Source organism: Salegentibacter maritimus, from assembly GCF_016236975.1.
Taxonomy (GTDB): domain Bacteria; phylum Bacteroidota; class Bacteroidia; order Flavobacteriales; family Flavobacteriaceae; genus Salegentibacter; species Salegentibacter maritimus.
Genome location: NZ_JAEHNY010000001.1, coordinates 188,706 through 213,178, shown reverse-complemented (window position 1 = coordinate 213,178; position 24,473 = coordinate 188,706). Strand labels below are relative to the sequence as shown.

The following is a 24,473-nucleotide window of genomic DNA, read 5'->3' as shown; positions in this document are numbered from 1 at the left end:
TTAGGTTAAACTAAAATCTTAGTTTATATTAGCAACTTATGGAACAGTTTAGCATAAATAGGACGGCCTCAAAGACTTTTATTATTCTATTTTTATTTACAGGAGTTTTGAGTTGCAAAGAGCACGCTCAACAAAAAGTGAAAGATATAACAGAGTTTGAGGGAGTTAATACGTTTAATTTTGATGATAAGCAGGAGTTATTGGAATATAGAGAATTAGCGCTAGATAAAACTCATCCAAATTTATTGAATCCTGAAATATCTAAATCTGAGTATAAGAAAGTGCGAAAATCCTGGGTAGATTTACATCAAAGAGTTGGTGCTTACTTATCCGAAAATAATTTTGAGTGGGAAGTAGATGATTCTACAATAGCTATAGTTCATAAGCTTTATTTCAATTCTAATGGAGAAATTGAGAATTATTTTTTTAATATTCTAAATGAAAATGTATCAGAGATAAAAAAGAAGGAATTCGCGAAATTAATTATGGAATTCTCTAAAACTAATAGAATTGACTTTAAACAGGAACAAGATTTTGCTCAATGTGGTAAAACAAAATATGTTAATAATTAGTATAGGTATTTAAAACTAGACATTTTATATAATAAGAGATTTCCGCCAGAGTGGGAAGGATAAATGCGTATAATAAGAGATTTCCGCCTTCGCGGAAATGACAAGGAAATATTATGAAACAACTAACCAAAGCCGAAGAAGAGATTATGCAAATTCTCTGGAAACTGGAGAAAGCTAATGTAGCTTCAATTATCGAAGAAATGCCAATGCCCAAACCGGCGTACAATACGGTTTCTACCATTGTTAGAATACTGGAAGATAAAGGTTTTGTAGATCACGAAAAAAAGGGAAAAGGCTATTTATATTTCCCGATTTTGGCTCGTGAAACCTATAGCAACCAAAGCATCAATAAGTTGATGAACAATTATTTTAATGGTTCCTTTAAAAGTATGGTTTCGTTTTTTATGAAGAAAAACGATATGGACACCAAAGACCTGGAGGCCATTTTAAAAGAAATCAATAAAAAAGAACAATAATGTTTGAGTATATAATTCAGGTAATCGTTTTTCAACTTGGTTTTTTACTGCTGTACGAGCTGCTGCTAAAAAAGGAAACCTTTTTTACAATAAACAGGCTGTACTTACTAGTAACACCTTTAGTTTCCCTTTTACTGCCAGTATTGAAGTTTGAAAGCCTGGCCACACTGGTACCGGCAGAATCTATCGCTGGCCTTCAGGTTTTGCTTCCCGAAGTTTATATTGGTGGTCAACCAGAAGCTAGTCAGGAGTTACCGGCGATAAAGTTAGCCGCTCAACAGGGCTTGCAAATAAACTGGTGGTTGGTTACTTATGTTGCCGGAGCAGTACTGAGTTTAATGCTTTTGATAAAGAAATACAGGGATCTCAATTATTTGTTTCGTTTCAGAAGAATTTCAGAAGATAAGGAGCTGCGAATTATTGAAGTTCCCAACTCGAAAATTGCCTGCACCTTTTATAAAACCGTGTTTTTAGGCAATAAATTATCTGAAGCTGAAAAGCAACAAATTTTATCTCATGAGTTGGTTCACGTAAAACAAAGACATAGCCTGGACCTGATATTTTTTGAAGCTTTAAAGATCATATTTTGGTTTAATCCTTTGGTATACATCTACCAGAGTAGAATTGCCGTATTGCACGAGTTCATCGCCGATGCAAATGTGGTAAAAACCACAACCAAACGCAGCTATTATGAACACTTGCTCAACTCCGCGTTTAACACGCAGAATATTTCATTCATCAATCAATTTTTTAATCATTCATTAATCAAAAAACGAATTAGTATGTTACAAAAATCAAGATCAAAAACAATTGCGAAATACAAGTACTTATTTGTGCTGCCCTTACTTTTTATGATGCTCACTTATGTGTCTTGTTCTGAAAATAGAGAGATAGATGAAAAAGAAGAACCAATCTACCAACAGTTAACCGAGATTAAATTGGCGGTTCAGGAAGGTAAAGAACTATCGCTTGAAGAGAAGGAGGAATTATTTGAAATAATGAAAGTAGTGATGGATACTGAAAAAGCTCCAATGCCACCATCGCCACCCCCTTTTGAAAAGTCTTCTACTGATAATTCAAACTCAGTTCCTTTTGGAGTGATTGAAGATGTTCCCGTTTTTCAAGGTTGTAAAGATCTATCCTCTAATGAAGAAAGAAAAAAATGTACTAGTAATAAGATTTCACAATTCGTAAATAAAAACTTTGATACTTCTATTGCAGAGAAAAGTGGTCTAACTGGAGTAAATCGTATAATTGTGCAATTTAGGATAGATGAAACAGGAAACATAGCAGATGTAAGAGCTAGAGCAGCAAGACCGGAATTACAAGAAGAGGCTATAAGAGTGATTTCTGAGCTTCCAAAGATGCAGCCGGGGAAACAAAAAGGAGAAAACATTAGTGTGATGTATTCGCTTCCTATAGTTTTTCAAGTAGGTGGTGGTGAATAAAATAAGTATAATCATTTTATTAATGTTAGCCTTTAAAGCCGAAGCTCAAACTTCGGCTTTGGCGGTTTCCGATAGTTTGTATGCCGTAGGGGAATATGCTGAGGCTATAAATAAGCTTCAGGAAATAGAACCTAAAACCGAGAGAACTTATTTAAAACTGGCTAAAAACTATGCGGCCAATCGGCAACCTGAGATTGCCCTGGAGAATTACAAAAAGGTTTTACGCAAAAATCCAAACCGGGTTTTAACCGCGGTAGATTATGGCGAATTATTAGTGAAAACTGGAAAACTACATTCAGCCGACAGTCTTTTTAACAAGCTGAGCAAAAAATATCCTCAAAATGCCAATTTTAAATATCAGCAGGGGTTAATTAAGGAGAAATTAAAAGACAGTACTGCTATGGAGTATTTCTTGTTTACCTTAGGCCTTGATACTACGCATCAGGGAGCACTGTATAAACTGGCAAAAGATAAATTGAAGAATCGCCAGTATACTATGGCGGAACATTTCAGCAAACAAGGCTTGCGTGCCAATCCTAATAATGCCTCATTGCTTTCTATCCTTGCGCAAACCTATTCATCTTTAAAACTGTATAAGGAGGCAATTCCACGTTATGAGAAGTTAATAGTATTAGGAGAAGGTACCGAGTTCATCTATAACAAACTCGGATTTGCCTATTACCGGCTTGGCGATTATAAAAAAGCCATAGCGATGTATAAGGAAGCTTTGAATTTTGAAGACCGAAATTCGGCCACGCATTACACGCTAGGGAAATTATATGCTTTAACCGGAAACTTAGATAAATCTGAAACGCATTTATTGATGTCAATTCTTATAAAAAAACAACCGGTAGATGCCGAATTTTTTAGCCTGGGACTTACCTATAAAATGCAGGAAAAGCACAAAAACGCATTGGAATATTTTAATAAGGCCCTGGAAGAAAATCCCGATCATGAAAGAGCTTTGTACGAACGAGCAGTTGCAGCAGATAATTATATGGCAGATCACGAAGCCGTAATTGGCTACTACGAGACGTATTTTAATAAATATGAGAGTATTGGAAACGACGGAATGCTTTATAGGGCAAAAACCAGAATAAGCGATCTAAAGCAAAAAATACATTTAGCTGAAAACTAATAAACTTTGCAGATTTAAGTACTATCAAACTTATTTTTAATGCTAATTAAACCTATCAAATTTAAAATCATTACATTTTTCTTCAGTTTTTTTGTTTCTATTTTCGCTACTGCACAGGAGGCTTTTGAAGTCAATATTTTTGTTGATGCCGAAAAAAACATCTATTTGGAAGAGCAAAAAGTGAGTATGAGTGAACTTTTAAAAGAAACTAAAGCTTTGATTTATAAGCAGCCGGCGTTGAAATATGACCGACTTATTTATAATATTTATGCAGACAAAAACCTGAAACACGGATTTGTTATGGATATAAATCATCAACTTTTAAGAGCCATGGAAGCTTTAAAGTCAAAGACTAATAAATATCTTTTGGAATATAAAAACCTCGATCTCGATAAGGCTAACTGGCAGTTAGAAATAAAGTCTTTAAAACTGGATGCAATAAAAGATTAGCCCTTCATTTTCAGTGGGCCTTCTCTTAATTTTCCTTACTTTTGCTTAAAGTACAAGTGTATTTGCCAATGAAAAAAGCTTTACTCAATAATCGAGATTTAAAGGCTTTAAAACCTGTCTCGAAATTAAAGTCTTATTTATTCTCTAATAGCCTTTTGATTTTTTTTCGGTATAGTCTACTTGCAGTTGCTGTTTTAATAATTGCTTCCTGTAATTTTGAAACTAGGAAAATTTCATCGGAAGAAGTACTGGAACTGGAAGCAAAGACGCTTAATTGGAAGGAAGTAGATGAATATCCGGCTTTTGAAGACTGCCGGAACGAAACCGAACTTTTAGCAGCCCGGGATTGTTTTGAGCGGGAAGTTGCTGAAAATATCTACGCTTACCTTTCTAAACAACAACCAGTAGTTACAGAATCTATAGACGATACGCTTTATCTTTACCTGGAAATAAATAGTTCTGGGCGTCCCGAAATAGATTCGGTTAAAATAGACTCTACTTTAAATAGCCAGTTACCTGAATTGCGATTGTGGTTAGACCAAAGTATAGATTCCCTTCCAAAAATTTATCCGGCAAGTAAGCGCGGGGTACCGGTTTCTACGGTTTTTAAAATGCCTATTGTAATTAAAGCAGAGTAAGGTTTAAGTTGAACATCTATATCTCTACTTAGAGATTGAAAATTGGGTTTTGACCCGGTCAAGCTGAACTTGTTTCAGTTTCTGGAATGAGGAATTATTTAAGCTTAATTTTAGGCACTAAAATCAATTCAAGCGGTTAAGAATAAACTTAAAAGAGTATTAGTTAGTCTAAACTAAATCATCCCCAATTGCCACATTCCACTTTTTTACCGACCAACTTTTTATAAGTCCGTTTTTTGTATAAGGATCGTTTTCTGCAAAAGCTTTGGCAATCTTATCACTGTTGGCTTTAAAAACCAATACAGCTTCGTTAGCCGAATCTATGGCTCCGCCAAGCAGCAAATATCCTTCATTAAAATACTCGGTTGCGTGGCTTAAGTGGTCTTTTCGATATTTTTCCCGTTCCTCCAGGTAATTTTCAGGGGTAGTGTATGTTAATATATAGTAATTCACCTTATTTTTTAAATTCCCTTCCTTTCCAGGAGAACCCATAAAATAATGATTTCAGGGCGATATAAGTGCTAAAAAAAGGATAAAAAATACTGCTCCAAAAATAGCTTTGTAATACTGTTTCTCGCTTAAAAAATTTAGCCGCACTATATATTAAAATAAAATCCAGGTTAAACTTTATCAGAAAAATTATTAAAACAGTCTGATAATTAATCAGCTGTAAAAAGACTAAAAAAGCGGCTATCACCAGGCTTACATTCATTAAGAATACAGTGATTCCGGTTATTTTAGCAAAGATACTCGTGTAAGCCGGCGCTTTGGAAGCCCATCTAATTCGTTGAGAAATTAAATTCTTAAAATTATTTTGAGCCCGGGTGTAAACAATGGCCTCTTTACTTTTTAAAAAACCTATTGGGTATTTTCTTTGTTGAAATTTTTGAAGCAAAAAAACATCGTCACCGCTGGCAATATTAGTATTTCCCGAAAACCCTAAAACCTTCAAAAAGGCTTCTTTTTTATAACATAAATTGGCGGCATTACACATAAAAGCCCTGTTTATACCAAAAGCACCCGCGGTTGATGCCTGGAGGCTTAGAATATCTAATTCCTCAAAATTCCGTAAAATATGTTTTCGTCCGGTATTGGTGTTTTCTCCGGGAAGTTGAAGTAATGCAACCGGTCCTGCAACTAAACTGCAATTGGTTTTTTGAATAAAACTATTGTAAGTTTTTAGCCAGGTTTTAGAAATTTGGCAGTCTGCATCGGTGGTGATAATATATTCAAATTTTGAAGCCTTAATAGCGGTAGTAATCGCGTCTTTTTTGGGAGCCTTTGAGGTAGGTTTATTTTCTAACAGCTTTACATTTAATTCTGAATAGTTTTCCTGAAACTCTTCGATAATTTTCACCGAATTATCTTCAGAGTTATCGTTTACCAGGATAATTTCAAGTTGTGAATTCGGGTAATTAATTTCAGCAAGGGAATTCAGTAAAGTCGGTAGGTTTTTAGCTTCATTTCTAAAAGGGACAATAATGGAAAACCGCTTTTGCACAGTTGAATTTTCCGAAGAGAATTCAGGGATTTTTTTCCAGCCATACAGCAACATGAGCATTAAGACCGAATAACAAATACAAATAATAACAAAAATGAACATACTCGGTTTTCTAATTTATTGTGCTGTAAAGTAAATTAAATCAATGTGAATTCTGAATTTATTGAAAGAAAAAAGCTAAGTTAAAAAGACTTGAAAGCGAGTAAGGAAACGAAATTGCTTAGCTTTGCGATGTTAGTTGAAATTAGGGAAGTATTATATTGAAACAGTTATTTTGAAGAGTGAGAGAATCATTTTAGGAATTGATCCCGGTACCACGATTATGGGTTTCGGACTTATAAAAGTGGAAAATAAACAGATGAAATTTATGCAGCTCAACGAATTGCAGCTAAGTAAATACAGCGATCCCTATGTAAAACTTAAATTGATTTTTGAACGAACCATAGAATTAATAGATACTTACCATCCCGATGAAATTGCGATTGAAGCACCATTTTTCGGTAAAAATGTGCAATCTATGCTTAAATTAGGCAGGGCACAGGGTGTGGCGATGGCCGCCGGACTCTCACGAGATATTCCAATTACCGAATATTTACCCAAGAAAATCAAAATGGCAATTACTGGTAATGGGAACGCCAGCAAAGAACAGGTGGCAAAAATGTTGCAAAGTTTGTTGGGTTTGAAATCATTACCGAAAAATCTCGACTCAACCGATGGGCTTGCAGCTGCGGTTTGTCACTTCTACAATTCGGGGAAAACTCAAATGGGAAAAAGCTATTCCGGATGGGCTGCCTTCGTAAAGCAAAACCCGAAGAAAATTAAATAATTTAAGCTTTTCAAATTTATAAAATGGCTGGTATTTACATTCATATTCCTTTTTGTAAGCAGGCTTGTCATTACTGTGATTTTCATTTTTCTACCTCTTTAAAAAAGAAAACTAAACTTGTGGAAATGTTATGTAAGGAATTGCTGCTTCGGAAAAATGAGCTTAATCCCCCTGAAATCCATACCATTTATTTTGGAGGCGGAACGCCCAGTTTGTTGGAAGCAGATGAGCTTCAGAAAATTTTTGAGACCATTTATGCGAATTATAAGGTTGCCGATAATCCTGAAATTACCCTGGAAGCCAATCCCGATGATTTAACCGAAGAAAAGTTGAAAATGCTTGCGGTTTCTAAAATAAACCGTTTAAGTATTGGGGTGCAATCTTTTTTTGAAGAAGATTTAAAGCTGATGAACCGCGCCCATAATGCCAAAGAAGCTTTAAAAAGCATAAAACTTGCTAAAAAAACTTTCGATAATATTTCTATAGATCTTATCTACGGAATCCCGGGAATGAGTGTTGAGCGATGGCAGCGAAATGTGGAAATTTCGTTAGAACTTGGTGTGCCTCATATTTCCAGTTATGCGCTTACGGTAGAGCCGAATACCGCATTACATAAATTTATTGAAAGGGGAAAACTAAAACCGGTAGATGACGATGCTGCTAAACTTCATTTCGAAATTCTGGTTGAAACCCTTACTAAAAATGGGTTTGAACATTATGAGTTTTCAAACTTTGGCAAGCCCGGCTATTTTTCAGAGAACAATACCGCTTATTGGTTGGGGAAATCCTATTTAGGAATTGGGCCTGCCGCGCATTCTTATGATGGCAACTCCAGGAAATGGAATATTTCTAACAATCCTCTTTACATAAAGGCTCTCGAAAATGATAAAATTCCGCAGGAAACTGAGACCTTATCACTTTCAGATAAATACAACGAATATGTGATGACGAGGCTTCGCACAAAATTTGGGGTGAATATTGCTGAGGTTTCCGAAAAATTTGGAGAAGATTACAAAAATCACTTTGTGGAGTTTGCAAAGCCATTGCAAAAGGAAAATTTACTTGAGGAAAAAAATGGGCTTTTTCATATTACTGCCAAAGGGAAGTTTTTAAGCGATGGTATTGCTGCCGATTTGTTTTTCCTGGAATAATAAATATCGAAATTAAAGTCAAAAATCGTAAATTTGAGTTATGGCTATAGATATTAAAAACAAGAAAATAGAATTAATTCAATGGTTATCCACTTTGGATAATGAAATCATTATAGATAAATTAATGAAATTGAGAGAGAGTGAGAAGGCTGATTGGTGGAATAAGATAAATGAAGGCGAGAAAAAATCTATAGGGAAAGGAATTGAAGATGCCAATTCCGGGAACTTAAAACCGCAATCTGAAGCCAGGAAACTCTATGAAAAATGGTTATAAGATTTTTTGGACTGTTCACGCACTTTCTGAACTTGAGGAAACAATAGCCTATTTAGAAGAAAACTGGACTGAAAAAGAGCTCCAAAAATTATTTAGACACTTAGATCATACCCTTGAGTTAATTTCTAAAAACCCAACCATATTTCAGGTCTCCTATAAAAAGCAAAATATTCACAGAGCTGTAATTGCAAGATTTAATACGCTGTATTATAGACTGCACAACGAAAAGATTGAAATTTTATCTTTCTTTTCTAATAGAAAGGATCCTGATAAAATTAAGTTTCAATAAATTTTACCGGCTTATTCTACCAACTCTTTTTATAATTTAGCTGAATGCTAACGAACATTAATTTTAAAGCTAAGGATTTTAAAACCGATCTTTCCAAACCCCTGGATATTTCCATTGGTTTGCGGGGCGATGCTAAAAACCCGGTGGCATGGTATTTAGGTGCTCCTAAAATAACACCGGTGAAAGACGGTGATTTTATTGGGAAAGTTTCAGAAGGCGCTTCGGTTAATTTTAATACTATTCAGTTTAATCCTCACGCACACGCTACGCATACAGAATGTGTGGGACATATTTCCAGGGAATTTTACAGCATCAATCAAACGCTGAAAACTTTCTTCTTTCTTTCTAAGTTGATTTCAGTAGAGCCTGAAACCAGGGGAGAAGATAAAGTGATTTCTGAAGCCATTTTAAAAGAAAACATCCAGGCTAACGAAACAGAAGCCTTAATTATAAGAACCCTACCTAATTTTAGGGAAAAACAAACCAAAAAATATTCGCATACCAATTGGCCATATCTTAGCGAAGAAGCTGCAGTTTACCTTAGGAATTGTGGCATAGAACATCTGCTTATAGATTTGCCCTCTGTAGATAAAGAAAAAGACGGCGGGAAACTACTGGCGCACAAGGCCTTTTGGAATTACCCGAAAAAGACCCGGTTTGAGGCTACTATTACCGAATTAGTTTATGTGCCAAATACTATTGAAGATGGTGCTTATTTATTAAACCTGCAAATAGCTTCTTTTGAAAATGATGCCAGCCCATCAAAGCCTGTTTTATATAAATTATTATGAAAATAACACTCGCACTTGAAGAACTGGCAATGTTAATGCTGGGAATCTTTGTATTTAGTCAATTAGACTTTGCCTGGTGGTGGTTTTTGGTTTTATTTTTTACACCAGATTTTGGTATGCTGGGATATCTCTTCAATACTAAAATAGGTGCTTTTACCTATAATCTTTTTCATCACAGGGGATTGGCAATTTTAATTTGGATTTTGGGATTCTATCTGCAAAATGAAGTATTTCAATTAATAGGTGTAATTTTGTTTTCACACGTGGCTTTTGATCGTATTTTAGGCTATGGCCTTAAATATGAAAAAGGTTTTAAATTCACTCATTTGGGAGAAATAGGAAATTAATATGGAATTTTTATTTATCGGATTGGCCGTGGGAGCGGTTGTGGCTTATTTTATTTTCGCCAGGTTTAATAAGGAGAAATCAAAACTTAAAACCAACGAGCAGTCGTTGGTGATTATGGATAAAATTAGAAGTGTTTGTAAGTTCATCACCGTTGAAGGCGATTTTTCTGAAGTTTATCATTACGAGAATTTAAAGGAAAAATACCTAAGCTTGCTTTTAGGAAAGAAAAAGGCCATTGTACTGGTAAATGCCAAAGCACACGTAGGTTTCGATCTTAGTAAAGTGCGAATGACCAGTGAAAACGAAAGAAAAACCATTGTACTAACCAATTTTCCGCAGCCTGAATTGCTTACGGTAGAGACAGATTTTAAGTACTACGATAAGCGCGAAGGTTGGGCAAATCCTTTTACCACATCAGACCTTACCGATATTAACCGGGATGCCAAAAACTATATTGTAGATAAAATTCCACAAAGCGGTTTGTTAGACCAGGCAAGAAAAGAGGCACTGGATACCATTTTGTTAATGGAAAAAATAGTAGAAACTATAGGCTGGAAATTAGATTATACCGCACTAACTTTGGAAGATAGAAATCAGTCAAAAATCGAAAAATAGACGATGACGTCACCCTGAATTCGTCACTTCTAGCAGAGTCGAGAAGTCAGGATCTAAGATGGTTATTGTTTTTTCATCTTAATACAAACCTGAACATTTTTTAGATTTTCGCCTGCGCGGAAATGACAATATTGCATATGGACATCGAATCACTAAGAAATTATTGCATAAACAAAAAAGGAGTGACAGAAGGACTTCCTTTTGGTCCCGATATGCTGGTTTTTAAAGTAATGGGCAAAATGTTTGCTTTGGCCAGTCTGGATGCGATTCCGCTTAGTGTAAATTTAAAATGTGATCCTGAAAAAGCAATTAGCTTGCGGGAAGCAAACGAAAACAATATTTTGCCCGGCTACCATATGAACAAACAGCATTGGAACACCGTAATCCTGGATGGTCACCTGAAGCCCGATTTTGTTTTCCAATTGTTAGACGATTCGTATCATTTGGTCATTTCAGGATTAACCAAAAAACAACAACAAGAACTTAAAGATTTAGATGAATAACCCATTAGAATTTTATACAAAACAGAAAGAAATACACAGGCAGGAATTAGCTAAGATTTCAAAAAAATTATTGGTTTCCAGCTTGATTAGGCTATTGATTTTTTTAGCGATTTGTTTTGCAGTTTATTATTTCTTCGGAAATATGAATGTAATCGTACCGGTAATTATTGGCGGGATTGCACTTTTTTTGTTCCTGGTTTCCAGGCATAGCAACCTAAAAGATGAAAGCGATAAACAAAAAGAAATCATCAAGCTGAATGAACAGGAAATAGATATTCTAAAAACCAGGTATTTTCAAGAGCTCCCCGATGGAAGTGAATTTGAAAAGCCCACACATCCCTACAGTCAGGATATAGATTTATTTGGGCGGGGATCGTTTTTTCAATATGCAAACCGAACCGCACTTTATGAAGGGACCAAAAAACTGGCGGGTATTTTTACCGAAAACAGCATAGAGAATATACCCTTAAAACAGGAAGCCATTAAAGAACTGGCTAAAAAGCCAAAATGGCGGCAGGAGTTTACTGCTTTAGCTAAATTAGTGAAGACTGAAACACCTTCTAAAACTGTTATCAAATGGTTTAAAAACTATAAGAATTTTGTTCCAGATTACGTAAAATGGTTGCCAACAGTATTTTCGGTGATTTCCATTTTGGTAATTGCCGGTTATTCGTTTGATTATTTAAAAGGGATTCACCTTTTTTTATGGTTTTTGGCGGGAGTACTTTTTACAGGGATTTACCTGAAAAAAATCAATTTATTGTCGGGTAGCGTGAGTAAAGTTCAGGATACTTTTCATCAATATCATTTGTTACTTGGCTTGCTGGAACAAGAAGATTTTTCTTCAGAAATATTAAAAAAGAACCAGGCTTTAATCCGTTCAGAAAAGAAAAAAGCTTCTGCCATTTTTAAAGAATTTTCTAAAGCAATTGATGCTTTAGACCAGAGAAATAATATGATTTTTGGCATTTTGGGCAATGGTTTTTTGCTATGGGACCTTAGACAATGCTACAAACTTGAAAAATGGATCTCAAGCTACAGGCAGCACGTAGAAAATTGGTTTGAAGTGATTGAAACTACCGATGCTTATAATTCGTTGGGTAATTTTGTGTTCAACCATCCGGCTTATGTTTTTCCTGAAGTCATAAACGAAAAAAGAGGGATTACAGCAAGAAGATTGGCACATCCACTTTTAGATCCTAATAAAAGGATTGCAAATGATTTCTCTATTGGTAGGGAAGAATTTTTTATAATTACCGGGGCCAATATGGCCGGAAAAAGTACCTTCTTAAGAACGGTTTCCCTACAAATCTTAATGAGTAATATAGGGCTTCCGGTTTGTGCAGAAGCCTGTCAATATTCGCCCATAAAACTTATTACAAGTATGCGCACCAGTGATTCGCTAAGCGATGACGAGTCTTATTTCTTTTCAGAATTAAAGCGCTTAAAATTTATTGTAGATGAAATAAAAACCGATCGTTATTTTATTATTCTGGATGAAATATTAAAAGGAACCAATAGTAGTGATAAGGCCATAGGTTCTAAGAAGTTTATTCGGAAACTGGTGAACTCCAATTCAACCGGAATTATCGCAACGCACGATTTGAGTTTATGCGAAATCACTTCAGAATTATCCCAGGTGAAGAACCATTATTTTGATGCAGAAATCATTAACGACGAACTGCATTTTGATTATAAGTTTAAAGATGGAATTTGCCAGAATATGAACGCCTCTTTCTTGCTTAGAAAGATGGAGATTGTAGACGATTAAACGCTAGAATTAAAGTTTTCGGAACCTTTTCCAGGCTTTAGTTGAGATTATATGAAATGTCTTATTTTCGTCAAGCTGAACTTGTTTCAGCTTCTAACATGATCTTATAAGCGTATTAGACTCGGAAGCAGGATGACGTGATTAAAAGCTTTATTACTATCTAGCTTTTCTTTTCGAAAAGGAGATGTTAAATCGGTAAAGAAAAAAGTTATAAATGGATTCACTAACACAAATAGTACTGGGCGCCGCGGTTGGCGAAGCAGTTTTAGGCAAAAAAGTTGGCAATAAAGCAATGCTGTATGGAGCCATTGCAGGCACCATACCCGATTTAGACACTTTTGCCAGTGCCTTTACCGATACCATTACCGCGATTGAAATTCACCGTGGTTTTACTCATTCTATTATATTTTCTATACTTTTTGCGCCCATTTTTGGCTGGTTGATCTCAAAGATTGAAAAGAAATCTAAGGCCACCTGGAAAAATTGGTCCTGGTTAATGTTTTGGGGCTTATTTACGCATCCGCTGTTAGATTCGCATACCACCTGGGGCACACAGTTATTCTGGCCTCTGGAAGTGCGCCTGGCCTATAAGAATATTTTTGTGATAGATCCACTATATACCTTACCGTTTTTAGTGTTTTTAATCCTGGCAATGCGAAAGAAAAGAGGAACAAAAGAAAGGAGAAAATTCAACAATCTTGGCCTTATAATTAGTAGCGTTTACCTATTGGTAATTACCCCGGCATTAAAACTTTATACCTTTACTAAGTTTACCGAAGCTTTAGAAAATCAGGGTATTGCTTATTATAAAATAGAAACCAAACCCGCTCCGCTAAATGCCATTCTATGGACGGCAAATATAGAGGTGGATGATGCTTATTTAATTGGGAATTATTCAATTTTTGATACACAACCAATAGACTTTGTAGCACATCCCAAGAATCACCATTTACTGGGTCCCTGGACCGAAAAGCCTAATGTAAAACGCCTTATTGCTATTTCAGAAGGCTGGTTTACCATTTCAGAAAAGGAAGGTGAGATTTATTTTAACGATCTTCGTTTTGGTACTTTGAGCCCAATAGCCAGGGTGGATGCCGATTTTGCTTTTAGCTATAAACTCGTGGAAGAAGAGGGCGAAATTAAAGCCATAGAGACCGAAAAAACACGTGGTGATGCAAAAGAACTTTTGTCGCAGTTGGGTACACGTATTTTGGGAAATTAGTGGTGTGGAATTTGAAATGAATTTAGAGATTTTCTGCCTTTAAATTTCTGGCTGAGTGATGAATAGTAAGGATGTCTATTCTTTTGTTATTCAGTATTTTATAGATAATTCGATAGTTCCCTTCAATTAACTCTCTAATTTTAGGATGATTTATTTCAGGGACCGATTTACCTGAATAGATTTGAGTATGAAGAATTTTTGTTCGATTCCTAAGTTTAATAATTTGTAGCCTAGCATATTTTTTAGAATCCCTACCAATGTATTCCCCAATACTTTTTAAATCAGATATGGCTTGAAATGTCCAGTTTATTTGAACCATTTTTCAATCTCCTTATCCAATTGTTCCTCAGAAATAACATCTCCTTTCTTTGACTGATTTATACCATTTTCTACTTTTTCAATAAAAATCAAGCGTTCTACCAACTCATCAATAGAAAATGTCTCCGGCAGTTTTTCAATCTCTTCCCTTAATTTGCTTTTTGTAAGCATTTTTACATCAATTTGAATCCAATAACAAGATACAATTTTAATCTGAGTTTAAATTTAAAGAAAGGAGCTACTGAATAAAAAATATTCGTTTATTCGTAGCAAGCTAAATTCCATATAAACTTCTTTATAAATCTTATCTTAGCGAAAATTCTACCTATTTATGAAATATTATTTGAGCATTGCTATTGTATTTTTATTTATTTCCACTTTTTCTGCGCAGGAAGCTTCCGTAAAATTAGACTCCATAATTAGCAAAATAGAAAATCACAAAGCCTACGATCGCAAAGATTTTCCTTTAGGCCTTTATACCGAAGAATATTATAAAAAACAAGCTGAATTTGCCGAAGCACGTTTAGAAGAACTCAATAATATTAAAGCTAATTCACTTAGTGAAACTGAAGCAATTTCGTTGGAAATGCTAAAGTTTAAACTCCAGGAAACCGTAGATCGTTACACCTACGAAGCCTATTTAAATCCGTTGCTTTCTGATTCTGGATTTCATTTAAGCCTGGCTTACCAGGTGCGGGATTTAAATACCTATGCACAGGTAAAGGCTTATTTAAATAAATTAAATGCCATACCAACTTATGTAGATCAGCATTTCGCTTTGTTGCGGGAAGGTTTAAAGAAAGGCAATACACAACCTCTGGTTATATTTAAAGGTTACGAAGCTACCTATAACAATCAAATTTTAGAAGATCCAAAAGAAAGTTATTTCTATGAACCTTTTCTAAACCTGCCAAAAACACTTTCAAAAACCCAAACGGATTCTGTTTTAAATGCCGCTGAAAATGCGATTGCCGAAAATGTAATTCCGCAGTTTAAAAGAATTAAAGCTTTTTTTGAAACTGAATATCTGCCAAATACACGAACAAGTTTAGGCGTTTCTGAAATTCCTAATGGTAGGGACTATTATCAAAACAGGCTGAATTATTATACAACCTTAGATTTAACAGCAGAAGAAATCCATCAAATTGGTTTAGAGGAAGTAGCGCGGATTAATTCAGAAATGAAAAAAATAATTGCCGAGGTTGAGTTTGATGGAAGTTTTGAGGAATTTATTCATTTTCTAAGAACCGATGAGCAATTTTATGCCAAAACAGGGGAAGAGTTACTAAAAGAAGCCCGTGATATTTCTAAACGTATAGATGCCAAACTCCCCGCTTATTTTAAAACATTGCCCAGGAAACCTTACGGAGTGGCAAAAGTACCCGATGCTATCGCACCAAAGTATACTACAGGACGCTATATTGGAGCTTCCAATGAAACACAACCGGGCTATTATTGGGTAAATACTTATAATTTACCTAATCGTCCTTTATATGTGTTACCATCTTTAACAGCGCATGAGGCCGTGCCCGGACATCATTTACAAAATGCTTTAAATGCTGAATTGGGTGATAGCATTCCAAAATTCCGAAGAAATATGTATTTATCTGCTTACGGAGAAGGCTGGGGCTTATATTCCGAATTTCTAGCTGAAGACATGGGGATATACACTACGCCTTATGAGTTGTTTGGAAAACTAACTTATGAACAATGGCGCGCCTGCCGATTGGTGATAGATACAGGAATTCACGCCATGGGGTGGAGTAGGGAAGAAGCGGTAGCATATTTTGAAAAGAATACAGCGCTTTCAATGCATAATATCAATACCGAAGTAGATCGATATATCTCCTGGCCCGGACAGGCAGTTTCTTATAAGATTGGAGAGATTAAAATCAGGGAATTACGTAAAAAAGCAGAAAAAGCCCTGGGTGCCCAATTTGATATTCGTGATTTTCACGAAGTGATTTTAGAACAGGGAGTGGTTACATTACCAATTTTAGAAGAAAGGGTAGAGAAATATATTGAAGAAGCAAAGTGGTAAGGAGAGAAGTTTTTAAAGTTTTATCTGCCTTTTTGTGATAAAAATATAAGCTCGGGTTTATAATACCCTATCTTCGCGACTTTAAAAATTAAGCATGAGTTTAGAAAAAGAATTAAGGAAACGCAGCGATAGTACTTGCGAACTTTGCAGTGCTACAGATAGTTTACAGGTTTATAGCCTGGAGAATTTCCCGGGGGAAGCCGTAGATGGAAGTTTTATGGCTTGCCGGGTATGTAGCGAACAATTGGAAGATTTTGATAAAGTAGAGGTAAACCACTGGCGTTGTTTAAACGATAGTATGTGGAGTACGGTTCCTGCTGTTCAGGTTGTTGCTTTTCAAATGCTTACTAAACTTAAGGCTGAAGGCTGGCCCCAGGATTTACTGGATATGCTGTATATGGAAGATGAGCTAAAAGCTTTTGCCACATCTCGGTTGGTTTCCGAAGAAAATACTACGCCAGAAGTTATCCATAAGGATAGCAATGGTGCAGTAATCGAGGCCGGAGACACCGTAGTGCTTATAAAAGACCTAAATGTAAAGGGTAGTAGTTTAACCGCTAAACGCGGAACTGCTGTACGCCGTGTTTCTTTAGTTCACGATAATGCAGAGCAAATTGAAGGTAAGGTTGAAGGACAACAAATTGTTATCTTAACAAAGTTTGTGAAGAAGGTTTAAAGCTTATTGGCTTAAGACTTCTTTTCTCTCATCACTTTCTACCATCCCATCGCGAAGCCGTATAATACGATGAGCGTGTTCGGCGATATCTTCTTCGTGGGTAACCAGGATTACTGTGTTGCCCGCTGCATGTATTTCATCAAAAAGGTTCATGATCTCTACCGAAGTTTTAGAATCCAGGTTTCCGGTTGGTTCATCGGCAAGAATTATAGAAGGTTTATTTACCAAAGCCCTTCCAACGGCTACTCTTTGACGCTGCCCCCCTGAAAGTTGATTGGGCTTATGGTCCATTCTATCGCCAAGTCCTACGTTGATTAAAACCTCTTCGGCCCGTTTTTTTCGGTCGGTTTTATTGTAGCCGGCATAGATCATGGGTAAGGCAACATTTTCTAAAGCGGTAGTGCGTGGAAGAAGGTTAAAGGTTTGAAAAACAAAGCCTATCTCTTTATTTCTAATTTCGGCAAGTTCATCGTCGCCCATTTGGCTGGCGTCTTTTCCATTTAAAATATAGGTGCCGGAAGTAGGTGTATCTAAACATCCCAGTAAATTCATTAAAGTAGACTTTCCAGATCCCGATGGCCCCATAATGGCCACATATTCACCTCTTTCAATGTCCAGGTCTATGCCTTTTAAAACTTTTACCACTTCATTTCCCAGTGGGAAATCCCGGGTAATTTGCCTAATCTCAATGACTTTACTCATGCAGAAATAATTTTGTGCTTATAGGACGCAGCTTGGCGCATTTTGTTACAAACGTATTGTAAAATGCTGTTTTGCCTGTTCTTTCCTAAAAAATATAAGTCCGAGGAAAAAGGTATCAATGCTCACTTTAACCCTGGGATGTGCCTTAATTTCTTCCCAGGCAGCTTCCATTCCGGGAGACCAATGAATATCATCAAAGATAAAAACAGAATCGTTATGGGCGGTGGGAAGCAATTGCTGAAAATAATTTAAGGTAGCTTCTTTGGTATGATGCCCGTCAAAATAAATAAGATCGTAATGGGTTTGTTGTTTGTTGTTTGTGGCTTTATTAGAAAACACTACAAATTTTGAAAGAATTTCTTCAAACTCTCCCACTTTAAGATCAACATTACTCAAACCGAACTTGTTCAATTGCACCCGGGCTACATTGGCGGTTTGTGGGCAACCTTCAATACTGGTTACTTTGCTATTTTTATTTGCCGCAAGTGCAGCAGTGCCAATTCCCAGCGAAGTGCCAAGTTCTAATATATTTTTACAGTTTAAATAATTCACTAAGCGAAATAAAAACCTGGCCCTTTTTTTCGGAATTCCTACATTTTTGGCAATCATAGCAATACTGCGCTTATTAGAAGTGAAAACCCTACTTCCTGCACCAAAGTCGGTTACGTGTATGGTTTTATTGTTTTTTAAAAGATCTTTTCGGTAATCGTTTAGAAGTGTATATGCTTTGTATTTCTTTTTATCATAAAAACATTTCGTCACCAAATCGTATACAAAGGGCGAATGTAACCCATGTTGGTTTTGGGACCTTAAAAGGAATTTTATGTAGGATTTTAGGCGCAAGCTTGCTGTTGTCAGTTATGAGTTGTCAGTTTTCAGTTTTTTTCAGTGGAGTATTTGGTTACAATTTATTTGGCCTTCCAACTCTTTTCTACGTATTGTATAAACGAATAAATCTTACCCCCCAAAAGATCGTATCTCTTTCTGAGTGTTGTTATCTCTTCAATCTCATATAACTCATCAATCATTTCTAATTGTGCTAAACACTCTAAAAGTGAAGCGTGGGCGTACACTAAAAATTTAACAAAATCCTGTTTATAACGTCTTCTACCGTAGCCCTCAACGATATTATCTTTTATACTTTTTGAAGAACGCCTTACCTGACTACCTTGCTCATATAATTCAAATTTTGGAAGTTTGAGTGAGGCTTTATGAACTTCGATAGCATATTTAAAAGAAAGATTGTAAATATCTAAATCCCGGTAACTTTTCATAGTGAAATATTTAAAAATTAATTTTAACCCACAACCCACAACCCACAACCCACAACCCACAACCCACAACTCACAACTCACAACTGAATCTACTCCATCTTCGCCCCAAGTTCAAACCAACGTTCGGTTTTGGTTTCTATGGCATCATCTATCTCCTGGAGTTTTATAGAGTTTTCTTTAATTTCATCCGGATTGAGGTTTTCCAGGAATTTTTGCTGAAATTTCTCTTTTTGTTTTTCTAGTTTCGCGATTTCCTTTTCTAATTTTCCAAACTCTTTTTGCTCATTATAACTCAGTTTTGTCCCTGAACTGGTCTTTTTCCAGTCTTTTTTGGTACTCTCGGTTTCTGAACTTTCTTCCCTGGCTTCTGCAATAGCACTGTTTTCATATTCCCTATAATCGGTGTAATTCCCCGGGAAATCCTGAATTTCGGCATTGCCCTGAAACACGAACAGGTGGTCTACTATTTTATCCATAAAATACCGGTCGTGAGAAACCACCAGTAAACAGCCCGGAAAGTCTAATAGAAAGCTTTCCAGTACGTTTAAAGTAACAATATCCAGGTCGTTGGTGGGCTCATCTAAAATTAGAAAGTTTGGGTTTTGGATAAGTACAGTACATAAATAAAGGCGCTTTCGCTCTCCTCCACTTAATTTCTCGACAAAATCGTATTGTTTTTTTCTGTCGAATAAAAAGCGTTCCAGCAGTTGTTGGGCCGAAATTTGCCGCCCTTTTTTAAGCGGAATATAGTCTCCAAACTCCCTGATTACTTCAATAACTTTTTGGCCCGGTTTAATATTAATTCCCGACTGGGTGTAATAACCAAACTTGATGGTTTCTCCAATCACTACTTTTCCGCTATCGGGTTTAATTCCCCCGGTAAGAATGTTTAAGAAAGTAGATTTGCCGGTACCATTTTTTCCGATAATACCAATACGTTCTCCACGTTTAAAATTATAGCTAAAATTTTCCAGTAGTTGTTTGTCCTGAAAAGACTTGCCAATATTGTGAAGTTCTACAATTTTGCTGCCCAGGCGCTCCATGTTTAATTCTAGCTGCACTTCATGGTCCTGGCGGCGTTTATGGGCTCGTTCTTTAATTTCCTGAAAATCGTCTATTCTAGATTTAGATTTAGTGGTACGCGCCTTGGGTTGGCGTCTCATCCAGGTTAGCTCTTTTTTATAAAGCTGTTTTGCTTTTTCGGTATTGGTAGCTTCCAGTGCCATCCTGGCATCTTTTTTATCCAAATAATACCCATAGTTTCCTTTGTAAGTATAAAGTTGCCCGTGGTCTAATTCTACAATTTCATTACAAACCCTTTCCAGGAAATACCTGTCGTGGGTAACCATAAAAATGGTAAAATTTTCTTTCTTAAAATATTCCTCCAGCCACTCAATCATATCTAAATCAAGATGGTTGGTGGGCTCATCCATAATAATGAAATTGGGTTTTTGAAGTAACATCACCGTAAGGGCAAGTCGTTTTTTTTGTCCGCCCGACAGATGTTTTACTTCTTTAGAGAGGTCGTCTAATTTTAGTTTAAACAAAATCTGCTTGTACTGGGTTTCAAAATCCCAGGCTTGTGCAGCGTCCATTTCTTCAAAGGCTTTTTGGTAAGCTTCTGTATCATCGGGGTTTTTAAGCGCTTTTTCGTAGCGGTTTATAATCTTTAGAATCTCATTATCTGAAGAAAATATAGTTTCTTCAATGCTTAAGTTTGGATCTAAGTTGGGTTCCTGTGGAAGAAAGGCTGTAGTTATATCTTTCCTATACACTACTTTACCTGCATCTGGAGAATCAAACCCGGCCAGGATATTTAGGAGGGAGGTTTTTCCGGTTCCGTTTTTCGCGATAAATCCTACTTTTTGTCCTTCGTTGATTCCAAAAGAGATATCTTCAAATAATACACGTTCGCCGTAGGCTTTGGCAATATTTTCAACACTTAAATAATTCACAGACTTGAGTTTTGTGCAAAATAAAAGGAAAATTGCGACTTAATTTTATTATTGGCCTACAAAAACTATATTTGTTAAAACTATCTAAATTAAGATGATAACTCCTTGCATAGATGTGTATTGGTGAATTTAAATTATCTTGATGTCCCGAATCAATAGCAAAATGCTGAAAAGATACACCTTCATTTTAATCTTACTGGCGGCGTTTTTAAGTTTCTCGTCGTGTATTTCTACTAAAAAAACCACTTATCTTCAGGATAAAGAGAAAACAATGGATAGTATTATCCAGGTACATCAATTAAAAAAACCATATCGAATTCAAACAGGGGATCTTTTAAGTATTCGGGTGAAAGCCCTGGACCAGGAGTTGGTAGGAATGTTTAATCCGGTAGGGGAGGCCAATAATAATGCAACTACCGAAGAAAAAGTTTATTTTGATGGGTTTACGGTAGATGAACACGGTAATATTCGTGTACCTACCCTGGGCGAAGTAAACGTTCTGGGATATACCGAAAGGGAAATACGGGAAAAAATTGAGCAACTGCTACTGGAAAATTATTTTAAAGAAGAAGCCAACCTTTTTGTTACGGTGAAACTCGCCGGAATTAGATATACCACGCTTGGGGAAATTGGAACCGGAAGCCAGGTGATTTACAAAGAAAAAGTGACCATTATGGAAGCGGTGGCCAATGCCGGCGGTATTTCTGAATATGGAGATATGGAAAATGTAAAGATTATTAGGCAATACCCGTACGGAGAGGAAATTCATAAGATAGATCTCACTAATATTGATGCTACCAAAAGCGAATATTATTATATTCAACCCAACGATCTTATTTTGGTGAACGCTTTGCCGCAAAAGGCGCTGGGGCTGGGAACCACCGGATTAGAAATATTTAGAACTGGAGTTACCATATTATCTTTTGTAACCACAACCATCTTATTATTTAGCAGGATTTAAATGGCACACGAAGACGATCATATTTCAGATGTTGGCTCAACCTTCGATTTTAAAGGTTTTGTGCTAAAAGTTATCAGTTACTGGAAGCTTATTTTGCTTTCGGTAGGGATTAGTTTGGCGGTTGCTTATTATAATAATGTTCGGAAATTACCGGTGTACAGGCTTGGAAATTCTATTTCTATAAAAGACGATCAAAACCCTTTTTTTACTAGTAATACCAGTTTAACTTTTAACTGGGGAGGAACTTCAGATAAGGTAAATACTGCCATGACGATCTTAAGGTCACGTTCCCATAACGAAGAGGTGGTAGAAGAGCTTCAATTTTATACCCAGTACTTAAAAGATGGCGAATATCAGCGTGTAGATGCCTATGGGAGTACTCCTTTTAAAGTAATTGCAGATACGGCTAGGGTCCAGGCTACTAATGTAAGTATGACCATCACATTTCTAGATTCGCTAACCTATAATTTAAAAGCAAAAGTACCCGGTAATTTAAGCCTTCAAAATTATAAAACGAAAGAAAAAACATTCCGGGAAGTAGATGCCAAAGAGTTTAGTAAGAATTACAAATCGGGGGAAAAAGTAAGATTACCTTTTTTTAACGGTACTATTGTTCGGGTAGATCAGCCGTTACAGGCCGGTACTCCTTTTTATGTGAGTTTTATGAATTTCGATTCGGCTGTAGGGAGGTATCGTAATGTAAATGTGAGTCCGGAATCCCAGGGTTCTTCGGTGTTAAGAATGAATCAAACCGGGGGGAATAAAGCCAGGCTTGTAGATTATTTAAATGGAACCGTACGAGTGCTTAGCGAAAATATGCTGGCTCGTAAAAACCTGTTTGCCACTAAAACCATTCGGTTTATAGATTCCAGTTTAGCGGTACAATCGGAAGCCCTGAAGTTGGTAGAAGCAGAGCTGAACCAGTTTAGAAATGAAAATGCCATTATGGATATTTCTGCGGAAAGCTCTAAACTTTCTAATAAACTTTCAACTTTAGATCTAAGAAAAGAAGAGATTAGAAGGCAGATTTCTTATTACGAAACTTTAAGAAATTACCTTGAAACCCGAAACGATTATTCTAATGTGCCCGCCCCTTCGGTAGCCGGTATTTCAGAAGGAAGTATTTCCAGCGGAGTTTCGCGAATTATTACATTGGCAGAAGAAAGAAGCAATTACCAGTATTCACTAAAAGAAAATTCGCCTGTTTTTGATGATATAGACCGACAAATAAATTCGGTTAAATCTATTTTGCTAGAGAACATTAGTTCTTCCAAAGGCTTGTTACGAGAAGAACAATTGGATATTAATCGGCAAATAGCGCAACTGGAGGCTGAAATTAGCAAGCTACCGCAGGAAGAACAGGATTTACTAAAAATTGAGCGGCGGTATAGTTTAAACGAAAAATCTTACAATATGTTCCTTGAGAAAAGGAGCGAGGCGGGGCTTATTAAAGCGGCGAATGTAAGTGATGTAATGGTAATCGATTCAGCTAAGGATACAGGCGGAGGTCAAATTGGCCCCAACACGCAGTTGAATTATGTGATGGCCGTATTGGTGGGTGGGGTGATTCCTTTAACCTTTGTGTTTCTGTTGGTTTTTCTAAATACCAACATCCATAATGCCCAGGAAGTAACACGTTTATCACCCATTCCTATTTTGGGAATGATAGGAAAAAGTAAGATCGACTCGAATTTAGTTGTTTTTAACAATCCAAAATCATCTATTTCTGAAGGTTTTAGGGGCTTGCGTTCCAGTCTTCAATTTATGTATAAAAAACAGGGGGTTACAGGTTCTAAAACCCTGCTTATTACCTCATCGGTTTCAGGGGAAGGAAAAACTTTTTGTGCCATGAACCTGGCTACGGTTTTTGCCCTGAGTGAGCGAAAAACGGTATTGGTGGGAGTGGATTTAAGAAAACCTAAGATTTTTGACGATTTTCAGCTGAATAACGATCTGGGAGTAGTGAATTATTTAATTGACCAGGCAAGTACCGATGAAATTATTCAGCAAAGTAAAATTCCTTATCTTGATGTGATTACTGCCGGGCCTGTACCACCCAACCCTTCAGAATTATTGATCAATGAACAGATGGATAAACTGATGGAAGAATTAAAACAAAAATACGATTATATTATTCTTGATACACCGCCAATTGGGATGGTGGCCGATGCTTTAAACCTGGTAAAACACGCCGATGCCACAATATACCTAATACGCCAGGATTATACCAAACGCGGAATGCTGGAGTCTATTAACGAGAAATATGGCAAAGGTGAAATTAAAAACATCAGCTTTGTATTAAACCATTTTGTACACCGTGCCAAATATGGTTATGGCTATGGCTATGGCTACGGTTATGGGTACGGCTATGGCTACGGGTACAACCGTTATTCTAAAGGCTACGTAGAAAAATCTGATCCCACCCGAAAACTTAAACGTTGGTGGAAAAAAGCAATGCGGAATTTTGAATAAGTAGTTAGTCTGTAGTTGCTAGTCTGTAGTCGTTAGTGGTTAGAAAAAACTATCGTCTAAA

At 36.4% G+C, this 24,473-nt stretch carries 28 protein-coding genes; 20 read left to right on the top strand and 8 right to left on the bottom strand.

Translation table 11 applies throughout. From position 1 onward, the window contains the following. The first annotated feature begins 38 nt into the window (after positions 1–38). The 6 genes from I6U50_RS01010 to I6U50_RS00985 all read left to right on the top strand — a co-directional run bounded on the left by I6U50_RS01010 (position 39) and on the right by I6U50_RS00985 (position 4,722). The gene (locus I6U50_RS01010; protein WP_198637543.1) at positions 39–572 is read left to right on the top strand and encodes a hypothetical protein; all 534 of its coding nucleotides are present in this window, start codon (positions 39–41) and stop codon (positions 570–572) included. A gap of 113 nt (positions 573–685) precedes the next feature. Further along, on the top strand, positions 686–1,048 hold the full coding sequence (locus tag I6U50_RS01005) for a BlaI/MecI/CopY family transcriptional regulator (protein WP_198637542.1): 363 nt from the start codon (positions 686–688) through the stop codon (positions 1,046–1,048). After that, positions 1,048–2,496 carry a M56 family metallopeptidase gene (locus I6U50_RS01000; RefSeq protein WP_198637541.1) on the top strand — a complete coding sequence of 483 codons (1,449 nt, stop codon included), beginning with the start codon at positions 1,048–1,050 and terminating at the stop codon, positions 2,494–2,496. The genes I6U50_RS01005 and I6U50_RS01000 overlap by 1 nt, the downstream gene beginning before the upstream one ends. 22 nt (positions 2,497–2,518) lie before the next feature. Then, the gene (locus tag I6U50_RS00995; RefSeq protein WP_198637540.1) at positions 2,519–3,634 is read left to right on the top strand and encodes a tetratricopeptide repeat protein; all 1,116 of its coding nucleotides are present in this window, start codon (positions 2,519–2,521) and stop codon (positions 3,632–3,634) included. Positions 3,635–3,673: 39 nt separating this feature from the next. After that, positions 3,674–4,084 carry an ExbD/TolR family protein gene (locus I6U50_RS00990; RefSeq protein WP_198637539.1) on the top strand — a complete coding sequence of 137 codons (411 nt, stop codon included), beginning with the start codon at positions 3,674–3,676 and terminating at the stop codon, positions 4,082–4,084. Between the two features lie 68 nt (positions 4,085–4,152). Next, positions 4,153–4,722 carry a hypothetical protein gene (locus tag I6U50_RS00985; RefSeq protein ID WP_232804618.1) on the top strand — a complete coding sequence of 190 codons (570 nt, stop codon included), beginning with the start codon at positions 4,153–4,155 and terminating at the stop codon, positions 4,720–4,722. Between the two features lie 168 nt (positions 4,723–4,890). Here I6U50_RS00985 and I6U50_RS00980 read toward each other — a convergent pair whose 3' ends face one another. Together I6U50_RS00980 and I6U50_RS00975 are read right to left on the bottom strand one after the other, a co-directional pair. Continuing rightward, the gene (locus I6U50_RS00980; RefSeq protein ID WP_198637538.1) at positions 4,891–5,175 is read right to left on the bottom strand and encodes a YciI-like protein; all 285 of its coding nucleotides are present in this window, start codon (positions 5,173–5,175) and stop codon (positions 4,891–4,893) included. Position 5,176: 1 nt separating this feature from the next. Then, positions 5,177–6,223 carry a glycosyltransferase family 2 protein gene (locus I6U50_RS00975; protein ID WP_317192002.1) on the bottom strand — a complete coding sequence of 349 codons (1,047 nt, stop codon included), beginning with the start codon at positions 6,221–6,223 and terminating at the stop codon, positions 5,177–5,179. Positions 6,224–6,497: 274 nt separating this feature from the next. Between I6U50_RS00975 and ruvC the strand changes: the two genes are divergently transcribed. The 10 genes from ruvC (at position 6,498) to I6U50_RS00925 (ending at position 14,013) form a co-directional block, all read left to right on the top strand. Beyond that, positions 6,498–7,049, top strand: a complete 552-nt coding sequence (ruvC, locus tag I6U50_RS00970; protein ID WP_198627524.1) for a crossover junction endodeoxyribonuclease RuvC — start codon at positions 6,498–6,500, stop codon at positions 7,047–7,049. 23 nt (positions 7,050–7,072) lie between these two features. Continuing rightward, positions 7,073–8,200, top strand: coding sequence for a radical SAM family heme chaperone HemW (gene hemW, locus I6U50_RS00965; protein WP_198637536.1), 1,128 nt, complete (start codon positions 7,073–7,075; stop codon positions 8,198–8,200). A 40-nt stretch (positions 8,201–8,240) separates the two neighbouring features. After that, positions 8,241–8,474 (top strand): hypothetical protein, encoded by a 234-nt coding sequence (locus I6U50_RS00960; protein WP_198627526.1) that lies wholly within the window; start codon positions 8,241–8,243, stop codon positions 8,472–8,474. Beyond that, positions 8,458–8,763 (top strand): type II toxin-antitoxin system RelE/ParE family toxin, encoded by a 306-nt coding sequence (locus I6U50_RS00955; RefSeq protein ID WP_198637535.1) that lies wholly within the window; start codon positions 8,458–8,460, stop codon positions 8,761–8,763. Before I6U50_RS00960 ends, I6U50_RS00955 begins: the two co-directional genes overlap by 17 nt. A 44-nt stretch (positions 8,764–8,807) precedes the next feature. Continuing rightward, entirely contained in the window at positions 8,808–9,554 is a 747-nt protein-coding gene (locus tag I6U50_RS00950; RefSeq protein ID WP_198637534.1) for a cyclase family protein, read from the top strand. Further along, positions 9,551–9,901 carry a DUF4260 domain-containing protein gene (locus I6U50_RS00945; protein ID WP_198637533.1) on the top strand — a complete coding sequence of 117 codons (351 nt, stop codon included), beginning with the start codon at positions 9,551–9,553 and terminating at the stop codon, positions 9,899–9,901. Before I6U50_RS00950 ends, I6U50_RS00945 begins: the two co-directional genes overlap by 4 nt. A 1-nt stretch (position 9,902) precedes the next feature. Then, entirely contained in the window at positions 9,903–10,517 is a 615-nt protein-coding gene (locus I6U50_RS00940) for a DUF4230 domain-containing protein (protein ID WP_193710430.1), read from the top strand. Positions 10,518–10,654: 137 nt separating this feature from the next. Further along, the gene (locus I6U50_RS00935; RefSeq protein ID WP_198637532.1) at positions 10,655–11,020 is read left to right on the top strand and encodes an MmcQ/YjbR family DNA-binding protein; all 366 of its coding nucleotides are present in this window, start codon (positions 10,655–10,657) and stop codon (positions 11,018–11,020) included. Continuing rightward, complete coding sequence (locus I6U50_RS00930; RefSeq protein WP_198637531.1) at positions 11,013–12,791, top strand: MutS-related protein; 1,779 nt, start codon at positions 11,013–11,015, stop codon at positions 12,789–12,791. The genes I6U50_RS00935 and I6U50_RS00930 overlap by 8 nt, the downstream gene beginning before the upstream one ends. Positions 12,792–13,005: 214 nt before the next feature. After that, entirely contained in the window at positions 13,006–14,013 is a 1,008-nt protein-coding gene (locus I6U50_RS00925; protein ID WP_198637530.1) for a metal-dependent hydrolase, read from the top strand. Positions 14,014–14,035: 22 nt separating this feature from the next. Here the strand turns inward: I6U50_RS00925 and I6U50_RS00920 are convergent, their stop codons facing one another. Both I6U50_RS00920 and I6U50_RS00915 read right to left on the bottom strand, forming a co-directional pair. Continuing rightward, on the bottom strand, positions 14,036–14,332 hold the full coding sequence (locus tag I6U50_RS00920; RefSeq protein WP_198637529.1) for a type II toxin-antitoxin system RelE/ParE family toxin: 297 nt from the start codon (positions 14,330–14,332) through the stop codon (positions 14,036–14,038). After that, positions 14,320–14,502, bottom strand: coding sequence for a hypothetical protein (locus I6U50_RS00915; protein ID WP_193710435.1), 183 nt, complete (start codon positions 14,500–14,502; stop codon positions 14,320–14,322). The genes I6U50_RS00920 and I6U50_RS00915 overlap by 13 nt, the downstream gene beginning before the upstream one ends. Positions 14,503–14,662: 160 nt before the next feature. On the opposite strand from I6U50_RS00915, the gene I6U50_RS00910 reads away from it, so the two are divergent. Together I6U50_RS00910 and I6U50_RS00905 are read left to right on the top strand one after the other, a co-directional pair. After that, complete coding sequence (locus tag I6U50_RS00910; RefSeq protein ID WP_198637528.1) at positions 14,663–16,372, top strand: DUF885 domain-containing protein; 1,710 nt, start codon at positions 14,663–14,665, stop codon at positions 16,370–16,372. Positions 16,373–16,466: 94 nt separating this feature from the next. Next, entirely contained in the window at positions 16,467–17,048 is a 582-nt protein-coding gene (locus I6U50_RS00905) for a PhnA domain-containing protein (protein ID WP_198637527.1), read from the top strand. Positions 17,049–17,051: 3 nt separating this feature from the next. On the opposite strand, the gene I6U50_RS00900 is transcribed toward I6U50_RS00905, so the two are convergent. From I6U50_RS00900 to I6U50_RS00885, 4 genes are all read right to left on the bottom strand, one after another. Beyond that, entirely contained in the window at positions 17,052–17,750 is a 699-nt protein-coding gene (locus I6U50_RS00900) for an ABC transporter ATP-binding protein (protein ID WP_198637526.1), read from the bottom strand. Positions 17,751–17,795: 45 nt separating this feature from the next. Next, positions 17,796–18,512, bottom strand: a complete 717-nt coding sequence (locus tag I6U50_RS00895) for an O-methyltransferase (RefSeq protein ID WP_317192001.1) — start codon at positions 18,510–18,512, stop codon at positions 17,796–17,798. A 146-nt stretch (positions 18,513–18,658) separates the two neighbouring features. Next, positions 18,659–19,024, bottom strand: coding sequence for a four helix bundle protein (locus I6U50_RS00890; RefSeq protein WP_198637524.1), 366 nt, complete (start codon positions 19,022–19,024; stop codon positions 18,659–18,661). An 89-nt stretch (positions 19,025–19,113) separates the two neighbouring features. After that, on the bottom strand, positions 19,114–20,979 hold the full coding sequence (locus I6U50_RS00885; RefSeq protein WP_193710441.1) for an ABC-F family ATP-binding cassette domain-containing protein: 1,866 nt from the start codon (positions 20,977–20,979) through the stop codon (positions 19,114–19,116). Positions 20,980–21,121: 142 nt separating this feature from the next. Here I6U50_RS00885 and I6U50_RS00880 point away from each other — a divergent pair, with 142 nt between their 5' ends. Both I6U50_RS00880 and I6U50_RS00875 read left to right on the top strand, forming a co-directional pair. After that, positions 21,122–21,940: a polysaccharide biosynthesis/export family protein gene (locus I6U50_RS00880; RefSeq protein WP_232805845.1), complete on the top strand. Its 819-nt coding sequence runs from the start codon at positions 21,122–21,124 to the stop codon at positions 21,938–21,940. After that, on the top strand, positions 21,941–24,412 hold the full coding sequence (locus I6U50_RS00875) for a polysaccharide biosynthesis tyrosine autokinase (protein ID WP_198637522.1): 2,472 nt from the start codon (positions 21,941–21,943) through the stop codon (positions 24,410–24,412). Positions 24,413–24,473 lie beyond the last annotated feature (61 nt).